14 protein-coding genes are annotated in these 16,568 nt (G+C 66.4%); 5 read left to right on the top strand and 9 right to left on the bottom strand.

Translation table 11 applies throughout. The features are described 5' to 3' along the window. Window positions 1-123: 123 nt before the first annotated feature. Genes R2N16_RS01510 through R2N16_RS01500 form a run of 3 tightly spaced genes read right to left on the bottom strand, consistent with a single transcriptional unit; the run spans window position 124 to window position 4,020 of the window. Window positions 124-1,407, bottom strand: coding sequence for an NAD(P)/FAD-dependent oxidoreductase (locus R2N16_RS01510; RefSeq protein WP_316663769.1), 1,284 nt, complete (start codon window positions 1,405-1,407; stop codon window positions 124-126). Window position 1,408: 1 nt separating this feature from the next. Continuing rightward, window positions 1,409-2,644: a UbiH/UbiF/VisC/COQ6 family ubiquinone biosynthesis hydroxylase gene (locus tag R2N16_RS01505; RefSeq protein WP_316663768.1), complete on the bottom strand. Its 1,236-nt coding sequence runs from the start codon at window positions 2,642-2,644 to the stop codon at window positions 1,409-1,411. Further along, a complete protein-coding gene (locus tag R2N16_RS01500; protein ID WP_316663766.1) occupies window positions 2,641-4,020 on the bottom strand; it encodes an aminopeptidase P N-terminal domain-containing protein in 1,380 nt (459 codons plus the stop codon). The genes R2N16_RS01505 and R2N16_RS01500 overlap by 4 nt, the downstream gene beginning before the upstream one ends. A gap of 227 nt (window positions 4,021-4,247) precedes the next feature. Here R2N16_RS01500 and R2N16_RS01495 point away from each other — a divergent pair, with 227 nt between their 5' ends. After that, on the top strand, window positions 4,248-6,305 hold the full coding sequence (locus R2N16_RS01495; RefSeq protein WP_316663765.1) for a putative bifunctional diguanylate cyclase/phosphodiesterase: 2,058 nt from the start codon (window positions 4,248-4,250) through the stop codon (window positions 6,303-6,305). A gap of 4 nt (window positions 6,306-6,309) precedes the next feature. Here R2N16_RS01495 and murU read toward each other — a convergent pair whose 3' ends face one another. The 4 genes from murU to R2N16_RS01475 are packed head-to-tail and all read right to left on the bottom strand — an operon-like array spanning window position 6,310 to window position 9,132. Further along, the gene (gene murU / locus R2N16_RS01490) at window positions 6,310-7,002 is read right to left on the bottom strand and encodes an N-acetylmuramate alpha-1-phosphate uridylyltransferase MurU (protein WP_316664210.1); all 693 of its coding nucleotides are present in this window, start codon (window positions 7,000-7,002) and stop codon (window positions 6,310-6,312) included. A 17-nt stretch (window positions 7,003-7,019) separates the two neighbouring features. Continuing rightward, the gene (locus R2N16_RS01485) at window positions 7,020-7,346 is read right to left on the bottom strand and encodes an AzlD domain-containing protein (RefSeq protein ID WP_316663764.1); all 327 of its coding nucleotides are present in this window, start codon (window positions 7,344-7,346) and stop codon (window positions 7,020-7,022) included. Then, entirely contained in the window at window positions 7,343-8,071 is a 729-nt protein-coding gene (locus R2N16_RS01480; RefSeq protein WP_316663763.1) for an AzlC family ABC transporter permease, read from the bottom strand. The genes R2N16_RS01485 and R2N16_RS01480 overlap by 4 nt, the downstream gene beginning before the upstream one ends. Then, on the bottom strand, window positions 8,071-9,132 hold the full coding sequence (locus tag R2N16_RS01475) for an aminoglycoside phosphotransferase family protein (RefSeq protein ID WP_316663762.1): 1,062 nt from the start codon (window positions 9,130-9,132) through the stop codon (window positions 8,071-8,073). The genes R2N16_RS01480 and R2N16_RS01475 overlap by 1 nt, the downstream gene beginning before the upstream one ends. Window positions 9,133-9,308: 176 nt before the next feature. Here R2N16_RS01475 and R2N16_RS01470 point away from each other — a divergent pair, with 176 nt between their 5' ends. The 4 genes from R2N16_RS01470 (at window position 9,309) to rsmA (ending at window position 15,211) form a co-directional block, all read left to right on the top strand. Beyond that, window positions 9,309-11,738: an LPS-assembly protein LptD gene (locus R2N16_RS01470; protein ID WP_316663761.1), complete on the top strand. Its 2,430-nt coding sequence runs from the start codon at window positions 9,309-9,311 to the stop codon at window positions 11,736-11,738. 7 nt (window positions 11,739-11,745) lie between these two features. Then, window positions 11,746-13,230: a peptidylprolyl isomerase gene (locus tag R2N16_RS01465; RefSeq protein ID WP_428984082.1), complete on the top strand. Its 1,485-nt coding sequence runs from the start codon at window positions 11,746-11,748 to the stop codon at window positions 13,228-13,230. An 87-nt stretch (window positions 13,231-13,317) separates the two neighbouring features. Beyond that, window positions 13,318-14,334, top strand: a complete 1,017-nt coding sequence (gene pdxA, locus R2N16_RS01460) for a 4-hydroxythreonine-4-phosphate dehydrogenase PdxA (RefSeq protein WP_316663759.1) — start codon at window positions 13,318-13,320, stop codon at window positions 14,332-14,334. A gap of 31 nt (window positions 14,335-14,365) precedes the next feature. Beyond that, window positions 14,366-15,211 (top strand): 16S rRNA (adenine(1518)-N(6)/adenine(1519)-N(6))-dimethyltransferase RsmA, encoded by an 846-nt coding sequence (gene rsmA / locus R2N16_RS01455; RefSeq protein WP_316663758.1) that lies wholly within the window; start codon window positions 14,366-14,368, stop codon window positions 15,209-15,211. Here the strand turns inward: rsmA and R2N16_RS01450 are convergent. Further along, a complete protein-coding gene (locus R2N16_RS01450) occupies window positions 15,198-16,103 on the bottom strand; it encodes a DMT family transporter (protein ID WP_316663757.1) in 906 nt (301 codons plus the stop codon). The two genes, rsmA and R2N16_RS01450, sit on opposite strands and share 14 nt — an antisense overlap. Then, window positions 16,087-16,494, bottom strand: a complete 408-nt coding sequence (gene gloA, locus R2N16_RS01445; protein WP_316663756.1) for a lactoylglutathione lyase — start codon at window positions 16,492-16,494, stop codon at window positions 16,087-16,089. The genes R2N16_RS01450 and gloA overlap by 17 nt, the downstream gene beginning before the upstream one ends. Window positions 16,495-16,568 lie beyond the last annotated feature (74 nt).

Raw genomic sequence — 16,568 nt, 5'->3', positions numbered from 1 at the left:
CGGAGCGACGGGAGTGAAAAATGCGAGGACGGGATTTTACCGCCAAACCGCCGGATTGCCTAAATGTTGTGCACAAACTATGCGGCGATGCGGTCGGCGGCGGGGTTCTTGCCGTGGCGGGCGTTATCGAAACCGTTGTAGGCCGTAGGGCCGGGCGTCGATGAGGGGCGTGCGCTCACCGACCAGATCGGCGATGAGTCGGGCGGTGCCCGGCGCGCCCGTCATGCCCAGATGCCCATGCCCGAACGCAAAGAACACGTTGCGGTAGCGCTCTGAGCGGTCGATCACGGGCAGGCTGTCGGGTAGAGAGGGCCGATGGCCCATCCATTGGCTGTCGTCCGCGAACCTGAGGCCCGGAAAGAGCTGCTGGCCCTGTTGCATGAGGATGCGGGCGCGGCGATAGTCGGGCGGCGCGTCTAACCCGCCGATCTCCACGGTGCCGGCAATGCGCAAGCCGCCTTCCATGGGCGTGGCAATGAACTTGCGCTCGCAATCCATGATCGGCCGCGAAGGCTGCACGGTGGGCGTACGCAGCGTGGCGTGATAGCCGCGTTCGGTGTCGAGCGGAATGCGGATGCTGGTGAGCTTGGCCCCCAGCCGCATCGACCACGCACCCGCGCAGAGCACGAGCTTCGACACAGGCAGCGTGCCGCAATCGGTGTGCAGCCGCGTCGGGCCGCCGTAGTCACTTCGACCGAATTCCACGTCCAACACCTTGCGGCGCAGGAAGGTGCCGCCCGCTGCCGCGAAGTTGGCCGCCAGCGTCTTGACCAGCCGTTCCGGGTTGACCGTGAAGCCGTTGTCGGGCAGCAGCAGACCGGATTGGATGTCGGCGGCCAGTGCGGGCTCCAGTTCGCGCGCTTCGCCGGCGCTCAGGGCTTGCGAGCGCACGCCGGCAGTATCACGGATGGATTGCGCCAGCACATCGCCCGACGAGCGCGCCAGCGTGCGCCACACATACAGATGGCCGGTCTGGCGGATCAGGCCGTCGTACTGCGCGGCGTCGAGCAGGTTGCGATACCCGGGAAAGGTTGCGCTGAACAGACTCGCCAGCGGCTGCGCTGTCGCACGGGCTTGTGCTTCATTGCCCGCCAGCACCCATTGCAGGAGCCAGGGCAGCGCGCGCGGCAGGTAGGGCCAACGTACCGTCAGCGGACCCATCGGATCGGCCAGCCACTTGGGCACCTGCTTAAGCATGCCGGGCAACGCCATCGGCACGACCGACGCCACGCTCAGGCAGCCAGCGTTGCCGAACGAGCAACCCTCGCCAATGCCGGCCTGATCGAGCAGCGTGACCTGGTGGCCTTCACGTTGCAATTGCAGTGCGCACGCCGTGCCGACAATGCCGGCGCCCACCACGGTGATCTGCGGGCGATCGCCCGCGGTGCTGACCCCCGAAAATGCCACGCTAGCCTCGTTGTCCGAACATCATCTGCCTAGCCAGCCCGTGCTTGAGCGGCGGCAGGCATTCCATCAGCGTGAGCGCCGCCCCGCGCAGGTGCCCAAACGGCCGGCCGGGTACGGCAAACGCACGCGGCAGCCAATCGGTCAGGCCGATGGTGACGGCGCGGTCAAATGCGCGTTCGCGGGCAAAGCGGGCGAGGGAGGCTGCCGTTGCCCCATCCCGAAGCGCGCGCGCCATCTCGAACGCATCGCGCAGGCCGAGGTTGAAGCCCTGGCCCGCCACGGGGTGGATTGTCTGTGCGGCATTGCCGATAGCGGCGACACGGCGGTCGACCGGAATGCGCTGCGCATGCAGCCCGAGCGCGAACGTGTGGCGCGGGCTGGCGTGCGTGAAGCGGCCCATGCGCTCGCCAAAGGCGGCGCCCAGTTCAGCGAGGAAGGTGTCGTCGGGCAACGCTGCTCGTCGGCGCGCTTCGTGGGGCGCGCAGCACCAGACGAGCGCGTAGCCGGGCCCTTGCGCGTCGTCCTGCGGCAGCAATGCGAGCGGGCCTTCTGGCGTGAAGCGTTCCCACGCCCAGCCTTCCAGCGGCGCGCTGCAGCGCACGTGCGCGACGATGGCGGTCTGGCCGTAATCGCGGCGGCGCGCATGGGCGATGCCGCCTTGCTGCTTGCGTGCGTCGTCGAACAGCCCGCCTTCGGCCTGGATGACAACTTCGGTTTCGAGGGCCAGCGGATGGCGCCCTTCGCGTAGTGCCCGCACGCGGGCCGGCGCGATGGTGCCGTCGGCGCGCGGCAGTTGCTCGACCCGCTCCACGGGCGTGTGGTCGTAGCGGGTGAGGCGATTTGGGTGACGCTCCATCTGCGTGGCGAGTGCAGCGTTGAGCGTGGCGCTCAGGTCGCCGTATTGCACCACGTGGCCGAGCGCGGGGACGTCGTAGTCCTCCCGGCGGATATGCGCCTGCCCGAAGTGGCCGCGCTGCGAGACGTGGATGTGCGTGATGGGCGTAGCGCGCGCGGGCCAGCCGCCAATCTCCTGCAGCAGCACGCGCGAGCCGTGCGACAGCGCCAGCGCGCGCGGGTCTCGCGCGGCGGCTTCGGCATCGCGCGCATCGAACAGGGCGATGCGCCAATCGGTGTCGCGCAGCAACCAGTTGGCCAGCGCCAGCCCGACGGGCCCGGCGCCGACGATGGCGACGTCGAAGTCCGTCGCGGCGCTGCTCGCGGTGATGCTGTCGGTCATGCCTGGCTCCGCATCACCCATTCGATTTCGTCCGGGGCCACGGGCACGTCGCGCGTGATGATTTCGCAGCCTTCCGGCGTGACGATGGCGTCGTCTTCAATGCGGATGCCGATATGCCAATACTGTTCCGGCACGCCGGGCGCGGGACGCACATAGATGCCGGGTTCGACGGTCAGCACCATGCCGGCTTCCAGCGGGCGCCACGGGCGTTCGCCTTCAGCGGGTACGGCCGTGCCGGGGGTGCGGTATTCGCCCACGTCGTGCACGTCCATGCCGAGCCAGTGGCCGGTGCGGTGCATGTAGAACTGACGGTACTGGCCGCCGGCGATCACGTCGTCGAGCGTGCCGACCTTGTTGGCGTCAAGCAGGCCGGTGTCGAGCATGCCTTGCGCCAGCACGCGCGTGGCGGCGTCGTGCGGCACGTTATACGGCACACCCGGGCGCGTTTCGGCAATGGCGGCTTCCTGTGCGGCGACTACAAGCGCATACAACTCGCGTTGCGGGCCGCTGAAGCGGCCGTTCACGGGAAAGGTGCGGGTGATGTCCGACGCGTAGCCGTCCAGCTCGCAGCCGGCGTCGATCAGGCAGAGATCGCCGTCGCGCAGTTCGGCGTTGCCGGCGCGGTAGTGCAGCACGCACGCGTTGGGGCCGGTGGCAACGATGGAGTTGTAGGCGACGCTTTGCGCGCCGTGGCGGCGGAATTCGTACAGCAGCTCGGCTTCGAGATGGTATTCGCGCAGCCCCGCACGTGAGGCCTGCATGGCGCGCACATGGGCCCCCGCGGAGATGCGTCCGGCGCGGCGCATGATGTCGAGTTCGCTTGCGTCCTTGAACAGCCGCATCTCATCGAGGATGGCGCGCACGTCCAGCGCCTGGTGCGGCGACGACACACCCGCGCGGCTTTGCATGCGCACCGCGTCGAGCCAGCGGCGCATGCGGTGGTCGAACGTGCCGCTTTCAGCCAGCGGATAGGCCACGGCGGCGGCGTTGGCGAGCAGCTTGGGCAGCGTCGTGTCGATCTCTTCCACCGAATGCGCCTCGTCGAGGCCGAAGGCTTCCTTCGCGGCTTCGGGGCCGAAGCGGAAACCGTCCCAGATTTCGCGCTCTTCATGCTTCGGGCGGCAGAACAACACGCTGCGCGCGGGTGCGCTGCCTGCGGGTACCACGATGGCGAGCACCGCTTCGGGCTCGGTAAAGCCGGTCAGGTAATAGAAGTAGCTGTCGTGCCGGTAGGGGTAGTCGCTGTCGCGGTTGCGCATCGCTTCGGGTGCGGTCGGCACGATGGCGACCCCGCCACCCGCCGCGCGCAGCCACTGCACGACGCGCTCCCGGCGCTGGCGATAGGTCTGGAGGAAAGCGAGTTCGGTGGCGGACATGGCGTGTTTTCCAGCGGCAGAAAGGATGCGTCGATTGTAACGCCGCGCCTGGTGGGCATTCGGAGAGGGGCATCGCCACACCCGAAAGGAGACTAGTGCGGGGCAGACGGCCTCTCCTAAAGTCTCGGGCGGCCGCCGCCGTTAAATACGGACCTGTTTTGCATCCCGCTTGCGACCTCCGCCTGCAGTGGATTGGCCGTATTGGATCGGCCTGCCCAGGAGAACCGATGCTCGCCAGCAGTTACAACCCTCTTCTCGTCCTGCTTTCCCTCTTCGTGGCCATCCTGGCGTCGTATACGGCGCTGGATATGGCCGGGCGTGTCGTGACCGCACAAGGCCGCGCAGCGTTGTGGTGGCTTATCGGCGGCGCTTCGGCCATGGGGCTGGGCATCTGGTCGATGCACTTTGTCGGCATGCTGGCGCTGAACCTGCCGATCCCTGTTGGATATGACGTGGGGATCACGCTTGCCTCACTCGCCATTGGCATCGGGGCGTCGACGTTTGCCTTGTGGCTGGTCAGCCGGCGTGAATTGCCATGGCCGCGCTTGGCGGGCGGCGCGCTGCTGATGGGCGCGGGCGTCGCGGGCATGCATTACAGCGGCATGGCCGCGCTGCGCATGAACCCGGGCATTCAATACGACCCCGCCAGGTTTGCGTTGTCGATCGTGATTGCGGTGCTGGCCTCCGGCGTGGCGCTGTGGATCGCGTTCCGCCTGCGGCGGCAGGCGCGGCGCGTTCGTGCACTGCGCGCCGGTTCGGCGGTGGTGATGGGCGTGGCCATTGTCGGCATGCACTACACGGGCATGTCGGCCGCGGCGTTTCCATTCGACAGTGTGTGCGGCGCTGCGCACACCGGGGCGAGTGCCGAATGGCTGGCGCTGGTCATCATCGTCGTCACGCTGGCGGTGCTGGCGATCGCGCTCATCATTTCGGTGCTCGACTTGCGCATGGAAGCGCGCACCGCCCTGCTGGCGAACTCGCTGGCCGCAGCCAACAAGGAGTTGGCCTACCTGGCGCTGCACGACAACCTGACCAAGCTTTCCAATCGCGTGCTGCTGGAAGACCGCCTGACCCAGGCGATCCGCACGGCTGAACGCGAGAAGCGCCGCTTCGCGCTCATGTTCATGGACCTGGATGGCTTCAAGGCTGTCAACGATGTCTATGGTCACCACGTGGGCGATCTGCTGCTGATCGACGTCGCGCAGCGCATCGGCGCGCGGGTGCGCCAGCAGGACACCGTGGCGCGTGTCGGCGGCGACGAATTCGTTGTGCTCGCCTATGTGGACGATCCGGAAGACGCCGGCTCCCTGGCCGACGCGCTGCTGGAAACGGTGCGCGAGCCTTTCATGGCCGGCGGTCACGAGTTGCGCGTGTCCACCAGCATCGGCATCGCGGTCTACCCCGGCGACGGCGACAACCAGCACGATCTGCTCACCAATGCCGATGCGGCGATGTACCACGCGAAGGGCCTGGGCCGGAACGCCTACAGTTTTTTCGAGCCCTCGATGAACGCCAACGTGCATCAGCAGTTGCAGCTCGTGCAGGACTTGCGCCGGGCGGTCGAACGGCACGAACTCGTGCTGCATTACCAGCCCAAATTCAACGCGCCCGATGGGCCGATCATGGGCGTGGAGGCACTGGTGCGCTGGCAGCATCCGCAGCGCGGTTTGGTGCCAGCTGACGAATTCATCCCGCTGGCCGAGAAGACCGGGCTGATCGTGCCGCTGGGTGCATGGGTGTTGGACGAAGCCTGTCGCCAGATGGCGCATTGGCACCGCGAGGGGCACATCGGCTGGACCGTCGCAGTGAATCTTTCCGCGCTGCAGTTTGGCCATGCCGCCCTCATCGAGACCGTGCGCGATACGCTCGCGCGCCATGCACTGGACCCGCGCAGCCTGACCTTGGAGATTACGGAATCGACCGCCATGCGCGACGTCGACGCGAGCCTGCAGATCCTGCAGCAGCTCGACGCGATGGGCGTGCGGATTTCCATCGACGATTTCGGCACCGGCTATTCGAGCCTGCTGTATCTCAAGCGGCTGCCTGCCAGCGAGCTGAAGATTGATCGCGGCTTTGTGCGCGATCTGGCGCACGACACGGAAGACGCGGCCATCGTGTCGGCCATCGTGGCGCTGGGCCAGACACTGAACCTGCGCATCGTCGCAGAAGGTGTGGAGACGGCCGAGCAGCAGGCATTTCTGACGCGGCTCGGTTGTCACTCGCTGCAGGGCTATCTGCTGGGCCGCCCGATGTCGGCGGAATCGTTGAGCGCCAAGATGGCGTAAGCGCTCAGCGCGACGCGACTTCGGCGTCGAGCGCGGCCAGCTGGGCTGGCGTGCCGACGTTTTCCCAGCGGCCGTCGAAGCGCTCTCCGGTAGCACGGCCTTCGGCGATGGCCTGGTGGTACAGCGGCGTCATTGCCAGCCGCGTGCCGGGCGCGATGCCGGCAAACAGGCGCGTGTCGTACAAGCCGATGTTGCCGAAGGTGAGGCGCTCGGCACCGTCGGCGTGGAGCGCGCCTTCGTCATCCAGGGCGAAATCGCCGCGCAGGTGGTAGGGCGGGTTGGGCACCATCACCAGGTGCATGCTTGGCGCTGTTTGCGCGGCCATTGCGGGTGCCCGCTCACGCAGCAGGGCGTAGTCGTAATCGCAGAACACATCGCCGCTGACGGCAATGAAGACGCTATGGCCGTCGCCGGCATGCAGCAGCGGCATGGCCTGGGCGACACCGCCTGCCGTTTCCAGCGCTTGCCCTTCCGGCGAATACGCTAGGCGCACGCCCCACGTGCTGCCATCCCCGAGCGAGGCTTCGATCTGCGCGCCAAGCCATGCATGGTTGATGACGATGTCGCGCACGCCGGCCGCAGCCAGGCGCTCGATCTGCCAGACAATCAGCGGTTTGCCGCCAACGGTGAGCAGGGGCTTGGGCGTGTGGTCGGTCAGCGGGCGCATGCGGTCGCCGCGGCCCGCCGCAAAAATCATGGCACGCGTCGTGGAATTCAAGCCATCACCTTCATGAGAATCAGCAGCACAGCCATGCCGCCGACGATGGTCCACATCGCGCTCTTTGTCATCCGTGCGATGACGATGGCGACGATGCCGGCAAGCAGGCGCGGGTTGTCGGCCGACACCGCGAGCGCGCTGTCGCGCATCAGCAGGTCGGGCGCAATGAGCGCGGTCAGCATCGCGGCCGGCACATAGGGCAGGGCGCTGCGGAACCACACTGGCAGGTTCATGCGCCCTTCAAGCGCGATGAATGATAGGCGGATCAGGTAGGTGGCCGCGCCGGAAATCAGCAGCACGCCGAAGAGGATCAGGGCTTTCATGCGGCAGCCCCCTTGTTGGACGGTCGGGCAAGCAAGCGCTCAACCAGCGCGCCGGCAGCAATGCCCACGCACGCCGCGCTCATCAGCCCGAGCTTGTGCGGCCAGCCCGTCCACGCCACGGCCAGCGCGGCGCCGGTCAAGGCGCCGGCCAGTTGCGCCCGCGTGCGCAGCGCCGGCACCACGATGGCGATGAACGTGAGCGGCAGGAAGAAGTCGAGCGGCCACGTGGTCGGCACCTGCGCGCCCAGCACCACTCCGACGATGGTCGACGCCTGCCAGCTCGACCACAGCGCCACGCCAGCACCGAGGAAGTACCAGTGGCGATACGCGGCTTCCTCGCTGCCGGGCTGCGCGGTGACAACGCGGCGGTTCATGGCCGCGAAGGCTTCGTCGGTCAGCAGATAGGCGATCAGCCATTTCCAGCGGCGTGGCAGGTGCGCCAGCGCCGGCGCGATGCTGGCCGAGTACAGTGCGTGCCGCAGATTCACCATCGATACCGTCGCCGCGATCACCAGTGCGGGCGCGCCACCGGCCCACAACTGCACCAGGATCATCTGCGAGGCGCCGCCGAAAACGATGGCGCTCATCGCTACGGCAAGCCATGCGGGCATGCCGGCGGAGGTGGCCAGCACGCCGTAGATCAGGCCGAACGGCACCACGCCCAGCAGCATGGGCGCGAGCGCCAGCATGCCGGCGCGAAACTCAGCGGCGCGGGGGGAGGCCATCAGAATGTGTAGCCGATCTGCTGCGCGCGATCTTCGAGTTGATCGAGCAGGCGGGCCAGCGGCGCCAGCGCGTTGTAGCGGCTGCACACACGGCGCAGATAGGCGATGAAGCGCGGTGTGTCTTCCACGTAGCCGGTCTTGCCGTCACGGTAGCGCAGGCGCGCGAAGATGCCGGCCACCTTCAGATGGCGTTGCGCGCCCATCCATTCGAGCGCGCGGTAGAACTCGCCAAAGTCTTCATCCACCGGCAGCTTGGCGGCGCGGGCAGCTTCCCAGTAGCGCACGGCCCAATCCAGCTCCTGCTCTTCGTCCCACGACAGGAAGGCATCGCGTAGCAGCGAGGCGGCATCGTAGGTGATCGGGCCGTAGACGGCGTCCTGGAAGTCCAGCACGCCCGGCTGCGATGGGTCGGCCGCATTGACCATCAGGTTGCGCGGCATGTAGTCCCGGTGGACGTACACGCGCGGCTGGGCCAGGGCGCTGTCCACCAGCAGCTTGAATACCTTGTCGAGCGATTCACGCTGGGCGGCGTCCAACGGACGTTGCAAGTGGCGATCGACATACCAGTCGGGAAACAGCGACAGCTCGCGGCGCAGCAGCGCTTCGTCGTACGGCGGCAGCTCGCCTTCGCGCGAGGCCGACTGCCAGCGCACCAGGGTGTGGATGGCCGGGCGGAACAGCGTGTTGGCGTAGGCGAGGTCGAAATTGCGCTCACGCAGCGATTGCAGATACGTTTGCGGGCCCAGATCGGTCAGCAGCAGGAAGCCCTGCGCGAGATCCTGTTCCAGCACCTGCGGTGCGTGCACGCCGGCATCATTGAGCAAGCCCGCCACATGAACGAACGGGCGGCAGTCTTCCTGCGGCGGCGGGGCGTCCATGACGACCCGCGTGCCGCTGGCGCTGTCCAGGCGGAAGTAGCGGCGGAAGCTGGCATCGGCAGAAGCGGGTTGCAGCGTGTCGATGCGCAGGCCGTGGATGGCGGGCAATGTGCCGAGCCAGTCGCGCAGTTGGCCGAGGCGTGCGTCGGTTGCGCCTGCTGCGGCGCCAGGGATCGAAGCCATGCTGAGAGAATGCTGGAATGGGGCTGGAAGGAAGCCCCGTATAATACCCGACCGAGTTTCGCCGCGAGCGAGCGCCGGCCCTGTCCAGGCCGCGTCCGGCGGCGCGATTGACCGCAGTACCGACTGATTTTGTGCCTGTGCGTGCCGTTGCGCGCGCGGCCCTGTTCCCGATCTGCATGACCGAACCGAACCGAGCCAGGAAAAACCGGCAGCGCGCAGCTGTTGCCGCGCCCGATCAGCGGCCCGCCAACCGGCGGGGCACGCTGGCATTGCGCCCGCTGGTGTTCGCGGTGGCCGGTGTCTGGACGGCGACGTCCGCGGCGCAGAGCGCGGACACCACGCAAGCGACGACGCCCGCTGTCACACCGGCCTCCTCGGTGACGGCGCTGGCCACGTCCGGCCCGACCACGCCCGGCGGCAGCCCGCTGGTGCCCAAGATGGCCGAGCCCGTCCAGCGCCCGGACAACACTGTCCCCACCTTTACCGCGGCCGACAAGATGGATGGCCGCACCAACGAAGACATCCACCTGCGCGGCAGCGGCGAATTGCGCCGCAACGGTTCCGTGCTCAAGGGCGACACGCTCGACTACAACCAGGACACCGACGTTGCCACCGCCACCGGCAACGTGCGTCTGTTCAAGGGCGGCACGCTCGTCACCGGCCCGGACGCCAAGCTCAAGGTCACTGCCAACGAAGGCACCATCAGCACGCCCGCGTACGAGTTCCACACGACCGGCGGCCGCGGCACCGCAGACCGCATCGATTTCATTGACAAGGACAACAGCCGCATCACGCGCGGCACGTACACCACGTGCTCGCCCGACAACGTCGACTGGTACTTCAGCGCGAGCCGCATCGACATCGACAGCGACCGCCAGGTCGGCACGGGCCGTAACGGCGTGCTGCACTTCTTCGGCGTGCCGGTATTTGCCGCGCCGGTCATGGATTTCCCGCTCAATGACGACCGGCGCAGCGGTTTCCTGGCACCGGTGTTCGGCTACAACAGCCGCAGCGGGGCCGACGTCACGCTGCCGTACTACTTCAACCTCGCGCCCAATCGTGATCTGACGTTGTATCCGCGTCTGCTGAGCCAGCGTGGCCTGCAGCTTGGCGCCGAGTACCGTTATCTAGATACGTCGTACAACGGCGTCCTGCGCGGCGAATTCCTGCCCGATGACCGTGAAGCGGGCCGCAACCGCTGGTCGATTTCGGCACTACACACACAGCGCCTGGCGCCTGGCCTGACCGGCTACATCAACTACAACAAGGTTTCCGATAACACCTATCCGGATGATCTTGGCCGCAGCATCGTCACGGCGACGCAGCGCCAGTACGTCCAGGAAGGCGGCGTCACGTACTCGATCGGCGACTGGGTTGCGTTGGCGCGCGTGCAGAAGTTCCAAACGTTGTCGACGGCCACCACGCCACTCTCGGCGCCGTACGAGCGGTTGCCGCAGTTGAACCTGTCGTATGCGCGTTACGACGCGGGTGGCTTCGACATCAATTTCCAGACCGACTACACGCGGTTCTCGATCCCGACGGCAAACACCGTCCAGGGCGAGCGTCTGTTCATGCAGCCGACGATCAGCTACCCGATCGTCCGCCCGGGCTGGTTCGTGACACCGAAGTTCATCCTGAACGCCACGTCGTATCGACTGGATCGACCTGCTGGGGATACGCAGGACACGCAGATCAATCGCACGCTGCCCACGTTCTCGCTGGATTCGGGCATGACCTTCGAGCGCGATGCGCCGCTGGTCACCAAGCTGTTCGGCGTGAGCTACATCCAGACACTGGAGCCGCGCGTGTTCTACGTGTACACGCCGTATCGCGACCAGTCGCAGATCCCGTTGTTCGATACCGGTCAGTCGGACTACAACCTCGGCCAGATCTTTACCGAGAACCCGTACACCGGTTACGACCGCATTGCCGACAACAACAAGCTGACCGCGGGCGTGACCACGCGCTTTATTGAAGCGGAATCGGGCATTGAGCGCCTGCGTGCCACGATCGCGCAGCGCATCGATTTCGAAGGCCAGCGCGTGACGCTGGCGGGTGCGGCGCCGACGTCGGTGCGCCGCTATTCGGATCTTCTGGGCGCGACCACCATCCAGATGTTCCGTGGCATCTTTTTCGATACGAACCTTCAGTACAATCAGGACATCGATCGCATCATGCGCTCGACCGTCGCGTTCAGCTGGAAGCCGGAAGCCAACAAGGTGATCAACCTCGGCTACCGCTATTACCGGCAAGACGCCAACACCGGTCAGCTGCCGCTGGAGCAGGCCGATATCTCAACGCAGTGGCCGATCACACGGCGCCTCTATGGTCTGGGTCGCATCGGTTACGACCTGGATGCGCGCAAGCCATCGGATATGCTGCTTGGCCTGGAATATGTGGCGGATTGCTGGGTCGGCCGACTGGCGGTACAGCGCTACAGCAATGCGGTTTCGGGCTATACGACGCATATCTTTGCCCAGATCGAATTCAAAGGTTTGTCGAAGGTGGGGAACAATCCGATCGACGTGATTCGTCTGAACGTGCCCGGCTACCAGCCGGTGACCGCACAGCCGATCACGCCGTCCGTGCTGGATCAATATGAATAACGACATCATGGCTTTCCAATCGACCGCTTTCGCCACGCGTGTGGCTCCTCTGGGCCGCTTGCGTGTTGCCGGCGTGCTGGTTGCGCTGATGGCCGGGACCACGCTGTCGCCGGCCGTCCACGCGCAGCAGGCGCAATCGGCAAAGAAGAGTGCGCCGGTGCGTGGCATCTTCGCCAACCCGGGTTCGTCGCCGAGCCAGCCGCTGCTGCAGGGCACGCTGCCCGAGCCGACGGCACCGGGTGCGCAGCGCAGCCAGCTCGTCGACGAGGTGGTGGCCGTGGTCAATACCGACGTCATCACCCGCCGCGAACTGCTTAACCGCGCCGATCTGGTTGAGCGCACGTTCCGTGCACAGAATCGACCGCTGCCGCCGCGCGCAGATATGCTCGGCGAAGTGCTTGAGCAACTGATCCTGGAGCGTGTGCAGGCGCAGACCGCCAAGGAAAGCGGCATCCGCGTGTCCGACGCCGATGTGGATCGTGCCGTGGAAAGCGTGGCCCAGCGCAACAACCTGTCGGTGGCGCAGCTCAAGAGCAAGCTGAAGGACGCCGGCATGCCCTACGACAAGTACCGCGACGATCTGCGTCAGGAAATCCTGCTGGCGCGTCTGCGTGAGCGCGAGGTCGACTCCAAGGTGCAGGTCTACGACGGCGAGATCGACAACTATCTGGCGCAGCAGGGCGGCGGTACGGCCCCGGCTGGCGAGCAGCAGTACAACGTCGCGCAGATTCTCGTGCCGGTCGCCGAGGGCGCCACCGATGCCGAGAAGGCCGCTGCGCGCAGCAAGGCCGAAAGCCTGCTCAAGCAAGCGCAGGGCGGTGCGGATTTCGCCAAGCTGGCGCGTGACAATTCGGGCGCGCAGGATGCCTCGCAAGGCGGTGAGCTTGGGCTGCGTCCGATCGGTCGCCTGCCGGCGGTGTTTGCCAACGCCGTGGTCGACATGAAGGCCGGCCAGGTGGCGAGCCAAGTGGTCGAAAGCCCGGCTGGCTATCACGTGATCAAGCTGTTGGAGAAGCGCGCACCGAGCACGGCGATTGCCGCCAAGGTGCAGCAGACGCAAGTGCGCCACATCCTGATCAAGACCGGTCCGACGATGTCGGCGGAAGACGCGCGCCGCCAGTTGTTGGGCCTGCGTGATCGCATCGTCCACGGCTATGACTTTGGCGATGCGGCACGCCGGTATTCGCAGGATGGTTCGGCCGGTGCTGGTGGCGAACTGGGCTGGGTGTCGCCGGGCCAGTTGGTGCCTGAGTTCGAGCAGGCGATGAACCAGCTCAAGCCGGGCGATGTGTCGCAGCCGGTGCAGAGCCAGTTCGGTGTGCACCTGATCCAGGTGGAGGGCCGCCGCGAGGCAGAGGTGTCGGGAGACCGCCAGCGCGACTACGCCCGCTCGGTGATTCGCGAGCAGAAGGTGCAGGCCGCCTATGAAGATTGGCTGCGGGAGCTGCGCGACTCGGCACACGTGGAATACCGCGTGAACCGTCAGCAGTAAGCTACGGACATCCGCATCGCTCACGGCCGCCTGCGGGCGGCCGTGGCGTTTCTAGACCGACCTGAAACCATTGCAGGAAAGCGCTGCATGCTGAACATTGCCATCACCACCGGCGAACCTGCCGGTATCGGCCCCGACATCACTGTGGCTGCGCTGCTGCATTTGGCCCGACAGGCGTCGCCGCGTTACGCCGATGTGCAATGGCATGTGATTGGCGATGCGGCATTGCTGCAGGCGCGCGCTGATGCGATCGGGCAGGGCGATTTCTGGCGCGTTGCCTCCACGGCGCTGACTGTCGTGGAGCGCTCGCTGGGTGCGCCGGTGCGTGCCGGCGTGCTCGATGCCGCCAATGGCCGCTATGTGCTGGACCTGCTGGACGCTGCCATCGACGGCTGCCAGATTGGCACGGCAGACGGCGTCCGTTACGACGCGATGGTCACGGCGCCGGTGCAGAAGAGCACGATCAACGACGCAGGCGTGCCGTTTACCGGCCACACCGAATACCTGGCCGAGCGCAGCCGCACGCCGCGCGTGGTGATGATGCTGGCCGGTCCGCAGCCGGCGCACGACAACGCCATGCTGCGCGTGGCGCTGGCGACAACGCATTTGCCGCTGCGCGAGGTGCCGGACGCTATCACGCCCGCGGTGCTCGATGAGACGCTCGACATCGTGCAGCGTGACCTGCGCGCGCGCTTCGGGCTGAACGACCCTCGCATCCTCGTGACGGGGTTGAATCCGCATGCGGGTGAATCCGGCCACCTCGGCCGCGAAGAGATCGAGGTGATCGAGCCCGCTATCGCACGTGCGCGTGCGCGCGGCATCGATGCGCGCGGTCCGTATCCGGCCGATACGCTGTTCCAGCCCCGCCTGTTGGCCGATGCCGATTGCGTGCTGGCGATGTACCACGACCAAGGTCTGGCGCCGCTCAAGTACGGCACCTTTGGGCATGGCGTGAACATCACGCTGGGCCTGCCGTTCGTGCGCACGTCGGTGGACCACGGTACCGCGCTGGATCTGGCGGGCACAGGCCGCGCCGAGTTCGGCAGCATGATCGAGGCGATCGATACGGCCATCGCCATGGCGCGGCACGCATCGCGTTCCTGAGTTTCTTCACCTTTTCGATTTCGAGTTCGCAATGGCACGATCCACGACCGGCGTTCACCAAGGGCACCAGGCCCGCAAGCGCTTCGGCCAGAACTTCCTGGTCGATGACGGCGTGATCCACGCCATCGTTGCCGCCATTGATCCGAAGCCCGACGATGTGCTCGTCGAGATCGGCCCGGGCCTGGGCGCGCTCACCGTACCTCTCATGGAGCGCGTGCGCACGCTTCAGGTGGTCGAGCTGGATCGTGACCTCGTCGCACGCTTGCAGAAGCGTTTTGGCGATCGGCTGATCGTGCATGCGGGCGATGCGCTGGCGTTCGATTTCGGGTCGCTGGTAGAGGCGGACCGGCCGCTGCGCATCGTCGGCAACCTGCCGTACAACATCTCCAGCCCGCTGCTGTTTCATCTGGCCACGTTCGCCGATCGTGTGCGCGATCAGCATTTCATGCTGCAGAAAGAGGTGGTCGACCGCATGGTGGCCGCACCGGGCAGCAAGGCGTTCAGCCGGCTGTCGGTGATGCTGCAGGTGCGGTACTACATGGAGCTGGTGCTGGATGTGCCGCCGGGCTCGTTCAACCCGCCGCCCAAGGTGGATTCGGCGGTGGTGCGGATGATTCCATGGCCTGCCGACAAATCACCGTATGCGCCGGTGGACATGCGCGCGCTGGGCACGGTGGTGACGATGGCGTTTTCTCAACGGCGCAAGGTGCTGCGCAATACGTTGGGCGCGCTGCGCGATGTGATCGATTTCGAAGCGCTTGGCTTTGACCTGGGCCGTCGCGCGGAAGAAGTGCCGGTGGAAGATTTCGTGGCCGTGGCGAACGCGCTGCCGGCCAACCGCATCGCCGGTAGCGCTTCTGACCTTAGCGAAGATTGACGAGCAGGATGCCCGAGAGCACGAGTGCCGCGGCCAGCGCAAAGCGCAGGCCCACCGGCTCGTGCAACAGCAGCACGCCGAACGCCACGCCAAACAGCGGCGTCAGGAACGAGAACACAGACAGCCGCGACGCCAGGTAGCGGCGCAGCAGCCAGAACCACGTCAGGTAACTGGCGAACGCAATCAGCACGGATTGGTACGCCAGGCTGGCCAGCGCGGTCGGCGTCAGGTTGGCCGTGACAATCTGGTTGGTGCCCGCGGCCATCACCATCAGCAAGACAGCCGATACGGCCAACTGATACAGCAGCGTCTTGGCCGCCGGCGCTTCCGACAGCTTGCTCGCGCGCACGACGATGGTCGTTGCGCCCCATAGCGCGCCGGCTGCCACGCCCAGTGCATCGCCCAACGACGTCGACGGGCCGGCCGCCGGGTGCAGGATGCCGTCGGCAAACGCCAGTACGATGCCCGCAAACGCAATGCCGATGCCGGTCCACTGGCGCGAGCGCAGATGCTCGCCCGGCACGAAGAAGTGCAGGCCGAGCGCGGTGAAGATCGGCGCGGTGTAGAGGAACACCGCCATGCGCGACGCGGTGGTGTAGCCGAGCCCAATGAAGATGCACAGGAACTCGACGCCGAACAGCACGCCCGCCATCAGGCCACCCGGCAATGTGCCGTCACGCACCGACAGGCACGTGCCGCGCCACAGCGCAAACGCCAGCACGAGCACCGAAGCAATCGTCGAACGCACACCGGCCTGCATTACGGGCCCGATATCGTGCGCGGCCACCTTGATGGCGACCTGCTGGAAGCCCCAGCACATGCACAGCACCACCATCAGGCCGATGGCGGTGCCGTCCAGCGGCCTGCGGATGGCGTCAGTGGCGGTTGCCATCGGGCATCGAGCGTGCCTGGATCAGCTCGATCTTGTAGCCGTCCGGATCTTCCACAAACGCGATGATGGTGCTGCCGCCCTTGACGGGGCCGGCCTCGCGCGTGACCTTGCCGCCTGCATTGCGGATCTGGTCGCAGGCCTGTGCGGCATTGTCGACCTCGATGGCGAGGTGGCCGAACGCAGAACCGAGGTCGTACTCACTCACGCCGTAGTTGTAGGTCAGTTCGATGACCGTGTGGTCGGCTTCCGGGCCGTAGCCGACGAACGCCAGGGAGTACTTGTATTCGGGGTTGTCGCTGGTGCGCAGCAGCTGCATGCCGAGCACCTTGGTGTAGAAGTCGATCGAGCGCTGCATGTCGCCGACGCGCAGCATGGTGTGGAGCATTCGCATGGGGATTTCCTTCCTGGGGGAACTGCGGGAAGGCCGTATTGTAGGAGGGTGTGGCGGAGCGTGCAGGGCAGGGT

Origin of the sequence: Ralstonia psammae, from assembly GCF_958405935.1 — a bacterium.
GTDB classification, from domain to species: Bacteria; Pseudomonadota; Gammaproteobacteria; order Burkholderiales; family Burkholderiaceae; genus Ralstonia; species Ralstonia psammae.
Note: the sequence above shows the minus strand (reverse complement) of the source record. Positions and strands in the feature narration are given on the sequence as shown.